Origin of the sequence: Ruminococcus albus AD2013 (genome assembly GCF_000526775.1) — a bacterium.
Lineage (GTDB): Bacteria > Bacillota > Clostridia > Oscillospirales > Ruminococcaceae > Hominimerdicola > Hominimerdicola alba_A.
Genome location: NZ_JAGS01000001.1, coordinates 2243027 through 2255112, shown reverse-complemented (window position 1 = coordinate 2255112; position 12086 = coordinate 2243027). Strand labels below are relative to the sequence as shown.

Genomic DNA, 12086 nt, shown 5'->3' with positions numbered 1-12086 from the left:
TTTAACGATTGTAAAGTGTGTGTGCAAAGGCTTATCCGCGATATATTGAGTTTTCACGATGGTGAAATGGGACGATCGTACAAATTTATGTGGAAAAATTATACAAAATTTTGATAAACTCTTGATTTTCTTTTAATTTTCTGGTATTATATAGAATAAAGATGAACAGACTTTGAAGGGCTGGAGGTTTTTGGCACAATAGCCTGTGGAAATCGAAGGGGGTCGGAAATTTTGGAGGATAAATTATATCAGATGAGAACGGGCGGACAGATACCAACGGGACTTCCCGGCGGTTTTTTCATATATGAAGCGGACGGCGATGAGAAGATACTGTATGCCGAGATGAATATAGTAAATATGTACGGCTGTGAAACATATGATGAGTTTCTTGCCCATGTGGGCGGGTCTTTTAAGGGCATGGTACACCCTGATGACCTTATGAGGATAGAGAACCAGATAAATGCGCAGACCATATACGGCGAAAAGCGCCATGACTATGTGCGCTACCGCATAACCACCAAAAGCGGAGATATCCGCTATGTAGAGGATTTCGGGCATATACTGCACCGAAAGGACGGCAGGAGCTTTTACTATGTTTTCATAGTTGATGTTGATAAAAACGAGTTCTATAACAGCAGCAATAATTCCTTTGCCGAAGCCGAGATACTTTCGGGTGCACAGGATACCGACCCGCTTACGGGGCTTTTCAATATGTCGTTCTTCTACCAGAAGATACAGAATATGCTGCAATCGCCATATGGCAGACGGCAGGATCTTTCCTTTGTGCAGTTCGATATCCCGAATTTCAAGCTGTATAACGAGCGGCACGGCTTCAAGCTGGGTGATGAACTTCTGTGTGATCTTGCAAGAACGATAAACGATACCTTTGAGGGCGCCACAGTGGCAAGGTTTTCGGATGACCATTTCTTTGTGTGCGATACAGTCAGCAGGGAAGAAGTGATAGCCCGAGTGGAAGAAGTATACAAGCGTATGCTGCTTTCGGAAGATGTGAATAAAAAAGTCAGGGTCAAGGCGGGTATATACTTCCTTGATGACCGATATCCCGAGGTCGGTCTTGCCTGCGACCACGCAAGGCTTGCCTGCAACAGCGTGAAAAACAGGCATGATGTGAACTACTGTATCTACGATGAAATGCTGAGAGACCGTCTGCGCAGACAGCAGTACGTTGTAGATCACATAGAAGAAGCAGTCGAAAAAGAGTACATAAAAGTGTACTATCAGCCTGTCATCAGAGTCAAAACAGGAAAGATATGCGGATATGAAGCCCTCGTCCGCTGGGAAGACCCCAATATAGGTCTGCTTTTGCCCAGCGAATTCGTTGAAACACTGGAACAGTTCCACCTGATACACATAGTTGACAGGTTCGTGGTGAAAAAGGTATGTTTGGACTACAAGGCACTTGTAGATGCGGGTGAACCCGTAGTGCCTGTATCAATAAATATATCACGCCTTGATTTTGAACTGTGTGATATCTTTGGTATTATCGAAAATACCAGAGAAGAATACGGTATGCCTATAAATATGCTGGATATCGAGATAACCGAGAGCGCACTCAACGATAATGTTGGCTATATCAAAAGCGAGTGCGAAAAGATGCGTAAGAAGGGCTATCAGATATGGCTCGATGATTTCGGCAGCGGGTATTCTTCGCTTAATACCATAGCCGAGTATGATTTTGATGTTCTCAAACTCGACCTTATATTCTTAAAAAGCTTTGACCGCAATCCAAAAACGGGAACGCTGATGAGTTATATAATGGAGGGTGCAAAGGGTATGTCCTTACAGCCCCTGTGCGAGGGAGTTGAGACAGAACAGCATTATGAGTTCCTGAAAAAAGCAGGCTGTGAACGTGCCCAGGGATTCTTCTTCGGAAAGCCTATGCCCATGGAAGAGACCCGCGCGTTTACCCGAAACAAGGGTCTTGAATGGGAAACCAAAAATTAGAATGTATACCGTCCGCGGTTTTTATCCGAGGACGGTAATTTTTTTGCTGAAAAAGGGCATAAAAAGGACACCACTGCCATATACAGCAGAAGTGTCCATAGGATAGTTGTTATTTTATCGCTTTTATCAAAGCAGTGTGATACCCTTTGCAGCGCACTTTTCGATCATATCCTCGGGCCAGATGCTGGACTGTACCTCACCGATGTGTGCCTTTTCAAGCAGAAGCATACAAAGTCTGGACTGACCGATACCGCCGCCGATGGTCAGGGGGAGTGTGCCGTTTGCTATCATCTTGTGATAGTCATACTGCATCCTGTCCTCAGCGCCTGCTTCTTTCAGCTGTGATGCAAGGGAATTCTCGTCAACACGGATACCCATGGAGGATATCTCGATAGCGTTGTCAAGTACCTCATTCCAGAAGAAGATATCGCCGTTCAGTGACCAGTCATCGTAGTCGGGGGCTCTGCCGTCGTGCTTTTTGCCGCTCTTCAGCTTGCCGCCTATCTTCATGATGAATACTGTACCGTGTTCCTTGGTGATGAGTCTTTCTCTCTCCTTGGAGGTCTTGTCGGGGTACATATCTTCAAGTTCCTGTGTGGTCACAAAGAATACGTCTTCGCTTACTGTATTTTTCAGCTGGGGATATCTCAGGCTGACTTTTCTCTTGGTATATACTATCGCCTTGACTACGCACTTAACGGTATCTTTGAGGAAATCCTCGGTGCGCTGGTCACGTCTGATGACTTTTTCCCAGTCCCACTGGTCAACGAAGATGGAGTGGAGGTTGTCGGTATCGTCATCGCGGCGGATAGCGTTCATATCGGTGTATATGCCCTCGCCTGCCTGATAGCCGTAGCGGTAGAGAGCCATTCTCTTCCACTTTGCCAGTGACTGTACTACCTCAGCCTTGCCTTCTATCTCCTTGATATCGAAATCAACCTTGCGCTCAACGCCGTTGAGGTCGTCATTTATACCGCTGCCCTGTCTTACAATAAGGGGTGCGGATACTCTGTCCAGCATAAGCTGTATGGAAAGTGCCTGCTGGAATACATCTTTTATGTACTTGATAGCGTGCTGAGTTTCTCTCAGCGACAGTGCCGAGGTATAGCCCTCGGGCAGATAAAGTGATTTTGACATAAAGTTCACTACCTTTCGATTCTTACAAAAAAGAAAAGATGATCCGACCGCCTCATGCGACCGGAACATCTTCGTTCCTCATCTATACATCTTATTATACAACTAAAATGCATGAATGTCAAGAGGTCTTGATAAATTCAACGATATTTTATTCTGTTTCAGGTATGGATTAAGCTTTCAGAAATCCAGTATCATCACTGGATGATATCTATTCTTGCTCCGCCTGACTATAAGATTCACATATCTTCCTGCTTCAGCTTTAGTTCCGCTGACGAATGTTGTGTTCTGAGCAAAAATGCGATATCCCAGCCTTTGCATATCGTAATAAACTGCGGCGGCATCGGTGCTCCTGCTCCTGAAAACAAAGGCTTTCACTTTCATGAGTTGTGAAGTATCTCTCAGTCTGAACAGGCGGTAGAGCATATCAGCTATCGCTGCGGCACAGATCGGTAAAGCGCCAAATACAAGAAGGAAATCCCACATAATTGCGGAGAAACCGAATATTGCCAGCGCTATCCCGCACCACAGCAATCTGATTTTCACGATATGCCCCTTTATCATCGCCATGACGGTCGGGTCTATCGCGCCTCTGTTCTCCGAGGATATAAGTTCGTCTTTGATGCGCATATCCAGCTTTCGCAGGCATTTTTTGTCAGCACTGTAACGGTGATATCTCATAATTGCAAAGGGCAGCACGAATATTATCAGCCCAAGCAGAACAGGCATGAAGCGTTCCATTTATTATCTGATAGAACCAACTGTTCTGGGGAACATAATTACGTCTCTGATGTTCTGAACGCCTGTTACGTACATGATAAGTCTTTCAAAGCCCAGACCGAAGCCGCCGTGAGGTACGGTACCGAACTTTCTCAGGTCGAGGTAATCGCTGTACAGGTCGAGGTTCATATTTCTCTCCTTCATAGCGGCGATGAGCTTATCGTAATCAGCCTCTCTCTCGCTGCCGCCGATTATCTCGCCGACACCGGGAACAAGGAGGTCAACTGCTGCAACGGTCTTGCCGTCGGGGTTCTGCTTCATGTAGAAGCTCTTGATATCCTTGGGGTAATCGGTAACGAATACAGCCTTCTTGAATACCTTTTCGGAGAGGTATCTCTCGTGCTCGGTCTGGAGGTCGCAGCCCCAGTCAACGGGATATACGAACTTTTCGCCCGACTTTTTCAGGAGTTCGATAGCCTCGGTATAAGTAACTCTGCCGAATTCGTGGCTGATGAGTTCTTCAAGTCTTGCTTTCAGACCCTTTTCAAAGTGTGCGTCAAAGAAAGCTATCTCATCGGGGCACTTTTCAAGTACGGTACCGATAACGTGCTTTACCATATCCTCGGCTACTTCAATAACGTCTTCCAGTTCAGCGAAAGCTATCTCGGGCTCAACGTGCCAGAACTCAGCAAGGTGCTTGGGGGTGTTGGAGTTCTCTGCTCTGAAAGAGGGACCGAAGGTGTATATCTTACCCATTGCGGTAGCAGCCATTTCGCCCTCAAGCTGACCAGAAACGGAAAGTCCTGCTCTTCTGCCGAAGAAATCAGCTGCATCGTAATCGTCCTCGGTCTTGTACTCGTTGGAGTAGCCGATGGTTGTTACGCGGAACATCTCGCCTGCGCCCTCACAGTCTGAACCTGTTATCAGAGGGGTGTTGACGTAAACGAAGTTTCTCTCCTGATAATACTGATGGATAGCCTGTGCCAGTACGGAACGTATCCTCATAACTGCGTTGAAGGTATTTGTTCTGCCGCGGAGATGGGGCATTGTACGCAGGAATTCCAGGGTGTGACCCTTCTTCTGCAGAGGATAATCCTGGGGGCAGTCGCCAAGCAGAGTGATATCTGCGGGGGTAACATTTATCTCGGCGGCGTTTCTGCCTTCAACAAGAGCGCCTGTAACTTTCAGGGAACAGCCCACACGGGGGATATCCTTATAATCGGGGTCGTCAGCCTTGTCGATAACTATCTGGATATTTTTCAGTGATGTGCCGTCGTTGAGTTCAACGAAAGCCACGTTCTTTGAATTTCTGGATGTTCTTACCCAACCGCAGACTGTTACCTGCTGTCCGATAAGTTCCTTGTTTGTAAGTACTTCCTTAATGTCGATATGTTTCATGATGATCTTTTCCTTTCTCTATGAAAATTAAATTCTTTTAGATCATTCCGTTCGGAATTTTAGTTTATGTGGTTCAGCTGCGCGGAGTTCTATATAGCCGCATTTACGGCAGACCAGACAATTCACTCCCGATTGCACAGGTGCTGAAAGAATGCCTTTTCGCGTGCGCTTAACTATGGGCTGCGAGCACATATATGTCTCGAAATTTGCTTCGACCATGTCTGTCCCGCACCGCAGGCACTTTATATTATTGTTATTATCGGTATCGTTCATATAAAGCCCCCTATTCTTAATGAGGGTGTAACCCCCATACCCTCACGCTCGGGAAGCCTTGACGCTCCGTGCGCTCCGTGACCCTGTCAACACAATTATGAATTATGAATTATGAATTATGAATTAAAAAAGGCTCCCGTCCCGATAACAGGACGAAAGCCATAGACTTCGCGGTACCACCTGAATTTACAAGCGCTCAAAAGCTTAAAAAAGTATCCGAGCGTTGTCACTCTTATCCTCATAACGTGAGGAACACGTCTTTCCTACTTGGCAAAATGCCGTTGGGTCTGCCGCTCACGGGTGTTATTCACAAAGGCTCTGCTGCGCGGCTCACACCTCTCCCGCGCTCTCTGTGAGTGAATACCAGAGTTACTTCTCCCGGTCATAGCGTTTCAAAAATATTGTGTACATTATAGCACTTTTCCTTTCGCTTGTCAAGGGGGGGATAAAAATATTTTTGGTTTTCCTGATCGAGGCTGTACAACACAATAAATAAGCGGTTATCGTTATGGCTTAAATATAATATGGGCTCGCGGATGATCGTGTTGATACCGCGAGGATTGTCAAGATGCTGAGAACTTTCTCACGTATGCAGTATGACACGCACCTCATATCCCGTAGTCATAATCGGTGCTGCCTGCCATCGTGCGCATAAGCGGGAGAAATATCATGTGACAAAGCTTTATCCGGGATCCGCACTAACGTACCCCGATGGCGATAGTGTCGGCTGCGTTTACATCGTTTCACGCTTCGCAAACTCGGTCAGTATCACGGTCGGGCATCGTAGTGTCGGAAGTGGCTTCGTGCTGTTTGTCGGGCATAAAAAATTATGCCTTTCTACTATCAGTGATTTTGGTCGAAAAGTTGTACGTTTTTGTACAACTCTTGCAGAAATATGTCTGAGTTAAAATATAAATCATTTGTTTGCACAGCATCATACGTCTTGGTATGTCTATTTTAACGTCAAATATTTCTGAATTGATAATTGATTAGAATATTATGTTAATAATAGTCTTCTTAAAGGTTTTCTGATTTTAAAATTCAATGTTATTTTACGCACTTCATTTACAATTGTAGTGAAATATACCATAATATGTACATAATTAGGAGAGATAATATGCTTGGGATCTATTTGCATCAGCAGCGGCGCTTTCAGGCTGTCCGTTATGGATAAGAGATCGGCGCCGTGCTGTTATATGGTGGCTGTGGGCTGTTCTGCGGGGCAGCACATTCGTCATCGGAATTATGAAAAGGGATACAGGTATATCTGTGCCGTTATTGCAGATATTTTAAGGTGTCCATATGTACAGGAGTGGTTGATATGATAAAAAAGATGATCGCATTAGTTCTTGCAATGGTCATGTCGGCGGGCTGTATATCGGCGAGCGCTGCGACATTCCGCGGTGCGGATATCAACGGAGACAGCAAGATCAATGTCACTGATCTGGTGAGAATGGCTGCATTTGTCAAGGGCAAAAGGACGATGAGCACAAGTGCTCAGAAGAAAGCCGATCTCAACGGTGACGGTAAGATCAATATCACTGATATAGTGATGCAGGCTGCTTTTATCAAAGGCGGCAAAACGTCAGGTCAGAAAACCAATCGGGACCTTGCCGATGAGCTGGCTGTTCTGGTGAACAAGGAACGCCGTTCGAGAGGGCTCAAAGCCTATGTATATTCATCGGAACTCAGTGCGGCTGCGGCGAAGCGTGCGCAGGAGATATCAAAGTCGTACGGACACAATCGTCCTGACGGCAGGGAGTGTTTCACGGTGCTTGCCGAATACGGCATATCTGTGACATCTGCGGGTGAGAACATAGCTTACGGATTTGATACTGCCCGGAGCGCGTGTGATGCTTTCATGAATTCGGCGCCCCATCGTTCGAGCATACTTGACGCAAACAAGACTTACATGGGCATGGGTGCTTACCGTGCCTCTGACGGGACCACATACTGGGCTCAGCTGTTCGCAAGCGGCAGCGGTATGTCGGGAAAACAGGTATAACAGGTCGATAAAAAGGACACTTCCTTACGGGAGTGTCCTTTTTTAGTGCTGTATCAGTTGGTGCCGTCTTCGGAAAACAGTTTTACATAAGCCCTCTGGTTTTCGATAACGCCGAAGGCACGGGCTCTCATGTATATTTTCACTGCCCAGTTGGTATGTGGACGTATCTCGTTCATCTTGTTGCTGCCCGAGCCTTTTACCACGCCGCCTGCTTTATTGCCCAGTATCATGCAGGCATCGTCGTATTCCTCTTTGGTGACAGCCATGAGGGCGTTTACGAACCTGACATGGGAGGGGTGAATGACCGTTCTGCCGATGAAGCCGTTTGCTTTGTCGAGTATTACTTCTCTGAGAAGACCATCTACCTCGTTATTGACGATGGTGTGTCTTTTCAGCAGGCAGTCATCAAGGCTGTGTGTAGGCAGTTCGCCGAACATAAGCTCTTTCGGGGCGCGGAAGTATTCCCATACGGGTCCCGATATTACGTAGTCATTGTTTCTGCCGCAGACGTTTATGATGTCGCACAGACATTCGCGGACGGTGAGTATATCGTATATTGAATGGTCAACGCCGCGCCTTACGCCGAATACCGAGGAAAAATCTGTGCCGCCCACACGCACCTGCAATACCAGGTCGCGGTATCTGTCGAGGATATCCTTTATGCCGAGAAGTTCGGTCATGCGGCTTTCTTTGTAGGCTACCTCGGGGCTTTCGATTATCGGCATACCGTAGAGGACATCCTCAAGCTTTTCGTTGAGTTCTTTCAGGTAGGCGAAATATTCCTCACCGTTCTCTGCACTGAATTTCGGGAAGTTGATGCCGCAAAGCGCCTTAGACCTGCGCTTGTTCAGCCCTGCGGCGAAGTGCCTGAACTGTTCGGGGTTTCTTGTGCGGACGAATATCAGGGGTATGTTATCGGGGGAAAGCGTACCTTCTTCGGTGGCAAATGCCAAGGTATCCAGCAGGCGGTAGACGTTCTGCTCGGCGGCTTCAACGCTTTCCTCGGGACAGGCATCCTCAAAGCACAGCACTACGGTGGTAAGACCCGGCATTGCACCGCTGAGTATCTTCGGGGTGAAATCCTTGGTGCCGGGCATATACATCGTAGCACCGAGACAATACTGCAAAAGTTCTCTGTCGGTATATTTATTGAAGTCCTCGGGCGGACGGACGAAATTAAAATCGGGGTTATAGAGATGATGACGCATCGCTTAATGACCTTTCTGCTTTAATTGAATAATTAACTTTAGTAAACGGCTGATATATGCTTATGTGAAGTCAGCAAGTATCAGTTGAATGTCATTTACTATATGTACTAATATATTATAACATTTCACCACTATAATGTCAATAATGACAATGGATATCATTGAAAGGCTTATGTTTCGGGAAATGAAGAGAATGGCAAAAATATCAAAAATACGCGAAAAAGTATCAAAAACTTAATGTAAGATTTTTTGACAGATTAGATTTTTGATAAAAAGTTATATGTTTTTAATATAAATTTCAAAATGCCGATGTTATAATGAAGTTGTCATTAAGGACATATTTAGCGGAAAAACCAACAAACTTATGTGATGAATGAACAATTCAGAAACGGAGGTATATTTATGAGAGTTAAGAGGATCGTAAGTTTACTGACAGCAGCAGCTATTTCAGCAAGCATGATGATGACTGCAAATGCAGCACAGCGCTTCAACGGCAGCTATTTCGGCTCGGGTTTTGACAGCTACGAGTGGGGCACTATGGAGGCTTCCGACGGCTGGTCAAACGGCGGAATGTTCGACTGCACCTGGAGCAAGAACAATGTTCAGTTCTCGGGCGGCAAGATGAACCTTTCCATCACAGGCAACAGCTGGCAGGGCTACAAGGGTGCTGAGTACCGTACCACCCAGACTTTCGGATTCGGTATGTATGATGTGAGCATGAAGCCTATCAAGAACGACGGCGTTGTAAGCTCCTTCTTCACCTACACAGGTCCTTCGGACGGCACTGTATGGGACGAGATAGACATCGAGTTCCTTGGAAAGAACACCAATCAGGTACAGTTCAACTACTACACCAAGGGTCAGGGCAACCACGAGTATCTTTACAATCTGGGCTTTGACGCTTCTCAGAGCTTCCACCAGTACGGTTTCTACTGGGACAAATCCAGCATTACATGGTATGTTGACAAGAAGCCTGTATACACAGCTTACAGGGATATCCCCCAGACACCCGGCAAGATTATGATGAACGTATGGAACGGCAAGGGCGTTGATGAGTGGCTCAACCACTATAACGGCAGAGCTCCTCTGACTGCGCAGTATGACTGGATATCCTATACTGCTCCCAACGGCAATACCCAGAAGCAGAGCAGCAATAATAACCAGAACAACAATAATAACAATAACAACAATCAGCAGCAGAACAATAACAACAATAATAACAATAATAACAGCGGCAATTTCAACAGCAAGCAGAAGTACGCTATCAAGTCTGTTAACAGCGGCAAGGCTCTGGACGTAAGCTGGGGCAGCAAGGACGACGGCGCTAACGTTCTTCAGTACAGATACAGCGGTTACGAGAACCAGAAATGGTATCTTGAAAAGCAGTGGGACGGCTACTATGTTATCAAGTGCGCTAACAGCGGCAAGGTTCTTGATGTGGCATGGGGCAGCAAGAATGACGGCGCAAACGTTCAGCAGTGCAGCGCGAATGGCGGTGACGCACAGAAGTGGGAGCTGAGAAAAGTCGGCAGCAACTATGCGCTCATCAACAAGGGAAGCGGCAAGGCTCTGGACGTTGAAGGCAAGTCCAAGAACGACAATGCAAACGTTCTCCAGTGGAGATACACAGGCGGTGCAAACCAGCTCTGGAGCATTGAAGCAGTGTATTGACCTAACCTGAATCAATATTTGTTGGACAAAGCAAGGACCGACAGCGGGATATCCCGACTGTCGGTCTTTGCTTTTAGTGCTTATCATATTTATATGCGGATATCCTTTTTGTACACCGATACATTGTCAGGTATAACGGGGTGCATATGCTGAGGTGTATCCGTTCCCCGCCGTAGGCTTAGAGAACGGATAACGCCATCTATTGATAATTCCCCCGAATATACGCTGTTATTCTTGGTGTATCATCGGGATAACTGCATATTTATTTGGCATTTTCGATTATCGCATCGGTAACTGTATCGGTGAACCATGTGCAGGTGTTTCTGTCAAAGATACCGAAAAGCTCATTGCCCGATGAATAGTATCCGTTATCCCACCATACGCAGGGTATGCCGCCAAGCAGCTCGGCATATTCGATATAGCTGGATACCCATTTTGCACGGTCTTCGTCGTTGTTGTCCTTATTGACAGCGCCGTATTCGGTGATAATAACGGGTATACCCTTATCAAGATAATTCTCTTTCAGATTGGTCATCAGAGATACCAATTCACCGTCATGGGAATCATCCCAGTGGAAAAGCTCCCAGTCAGCATTTGCATTATATGTAAATGCGTAGGGGGTATAAGCGTGTATCGAGAAACCGATATGGTCGTCCTCGGGTATAGCTGTATCCTTTATGACATTGCTCATACTCGATGATGCATAGGTGGTCATCAGCAGAAGGCGCTTCTCGTTATTGCCGCCTGTTGCACGGACTGTATCAAGGAAAGTCTTGTTGAGCCTGTCAACACAGCGTCTGCCTTCTTCGGTGCCGCCGTTCCATTCCTGTGGTGAGCCTTTTACCCGGGGTTCGTTGAGACCCTCGAATATCAGGTGGTCGCCGTAATCCTTGAATCGCTCTGCTACCTGTTTCCAGATAGCGGCTGTCTTTTCGTCAACTGCATCGATATGCTCGTTATCGGGGATACGCCAGTCTTCCTCGTGATGGGAGTTGATGATGACGTATGCGCCGTCATCGTATGCATAGTTTACTACCTCCTGCACGCGGGCTATCCATTCATCGTCGATCTTGTAGTCGGGTCCGTCCCCGACGTGACCGCCCCAGGTAACGGGTATGCGTATAACATCGAAGCCTTTGTTATATACCGAATCTATCATTTCCTTGGTAGTTTTGGGGTTGCCCCAGTTTACTTCCGAAGCGTTGCCCGGCGCACCTGTTGCATCGAGGGAGTTGCCAAGATTCCAGCCTGTTTTCATCTCGCCTACAAGTTCCATGGCGGATATGTCCCTTACCTCTCCGCTTCTGGCAAGATCGCCTGCTGCGGGTGAAGTCTCGCCGCCGTCAGGCAAGGCTTCACTGTCAGCTGTGTTTTCAGCGGCAGAAGAAGCGGTATCCTTTTCAGCCTTTGAAGTATCTTTTCCGTTCCCCTGACCGCAGGATACAAGTCCCGATGAAGCCATTGCGAGGACGGTTATCAGTGTTATGAGTTTTATTTTATCCATAGCTGTCACCTCCGATTGATGATCCGATATGTGTTAATTATGTTATATTTATTGTACATTATTTGTGAGATGTATTCAATATAATAAAATGCAATAAAGTTAACATATTATGCAAATACAGAAAGTTTACAGAAAATATGTCTTGAATTAATTTGCAGGATGTGCTAGTATGTAGGTAGAAAGAGCTGCTGCGGAAAGGGGGGATATC

Annotated in this window: 10 protein-coding genes and 1 other annotated feature; of the genes, 4 read left to right on the top strand and 6 right to left on the bottom strand. The window is 46.4% G+C overall.

Annotated features, from left to right (window positions below):
- Nucleotides 1–231: 231 nt before the first annotated feature.
- Complete coding sequence (locus N773_RS20110) at nt 232–1965, top strand: GGDEF and EAL domain-containing protein (RefSeq protein ID WP_024857669.1); 1734 nt, start codon at nt 232–234, stop codon at nt 1963–1965.
- Between the two features lie 126 nt (nt 1966–2091).
- Here N773_RS20110 and asnA read toward each other — a convergent pair whose 3' ends face one another.
- The 4 genes from asnA to N773_RS0110045 all read right to left on the bottom strand — a co-directional run bounded on the left by asnA (nt 2092) and on the right by N773_RS0110045 (nt 5490).
- Entirely contained in the window at nt 2092–3102 is a 1011-nt protein-coding gene (gene asnA, locus N773_RS0110060) for an aspartate--ammonia ligase (protein WP_024857668.1), read from the bottom strand.
- 177 nt (nt 3103–3279) lie between these two features.
- A complete protein-coding gene (locus N773_RS0110055; protein WP_196231628.1) occupies nt 3280–3840 on the bottom strand; it encodes a hypothetical protein in 561 nt (186 codons plus the stop codon).
- A 3-nt stretch (nt 3841–3843) separates the two neighbouring features.
- Nucleotides 3844–5217 (bottom strand): asparagine--tRNA ligase, encoded by a 1374-nt coding sequence (gene asnS, locus N773_RS0110050; RefSeq protein ID WP_024857666.1) that lies wholly within the window; start codon nt 5215–5217, stop codon nt 3844–3846.
- A gap of 42 nt (nt 5218–5259) precedes the next feature.
- Entirely contained in the window at nt 5260–5490 is a 231-nt protein-coding gene (locus N773_RS0110045; protein WP_024857665.1) for a hypothetical protein, read from the bottom strand.
- A gap of 145 nt (nt 5491–5635) precedes the next feature.
- Nucleotides 5636–5885, bottom strand: a binding site (T-box leader).
- A 726-nt stretch (nt 5886–6611) separates the two neighbouring features.
- On the opposite strand from N773_RS0110045, the gene N773_RS22240 reads away from it, so the two are divergent.
- Entirely contained in the window at nt 6612–6815 is a 204-nt protein-coding gene (locus tag N773_RS22240) for a hypothetical protein (protein ID WP_155250878.1), read from the top strand.
- Nucleotides 6812–7495 (top strand): CAP domain-containing protein, encoded by a 684-nt coding sequence (locus N773_RS0110040; RefSeq protein ID WP_024857664.1) that lies wholly within the window; start codon nt 6812–6814, stop codon nt 7493–7495. The genes N773_RS22240 and N773_RS0110040 overlap by 4 nt, the downstream gene beginning before the upstream one ends.
- A 53-nt stretch (nt 7496–7548) precedes the next feature.
- Here N773_RS0110040 and N773_RS0110035 read toward each other — a convergent pair whose 3' ends face one another.
- The gene (locus N773_RS0110035; protein ID WP_024857663.1) at nt 7549–8703 is read right to left on the bottom strand and encodes an HpcH/HpaI aldolase/citrate lyase family protein; all 1155 of its coding nucleotides are present in this window, start codon (nt 8701–8703) and stop codon (nt 7549–7551) included.
- A 402-nt stretch (nt 8704–9105) separates the two neighbouring features.
- On the opposite strand from N773_RS0110035, the gene bglS reads away from it, so the two are divergent.
- A complete protein-coding gene (bglS, locus tag N773_RS23410) occupies nt 9106–10374 on the top strand; it encodes a beta-glucanase (RefSeq protein ID WP_024857662.1) in 1269 nt (422 codons plus the stop codon).
- A gap of 262 nt (nt 10375–10636) precedes the next feature.
- Here bglS and N773_RS0110025 read toward each other — a convergent pair whose 3' ends face one another.
- On the bottom strand, nt 10637–11878 hold the full coding sequence (locus tag N773_RS0110025; RefSeq protein ID WP_024857661.1) for a glycoside hydrolase family 5 protein: 1242 nt from the start codon (nt 11876–11878) through the stop codon (nt 10637–10639).
- Between the last annotated feature and the right edge of the window lie 208 nt (nt 11879–12086).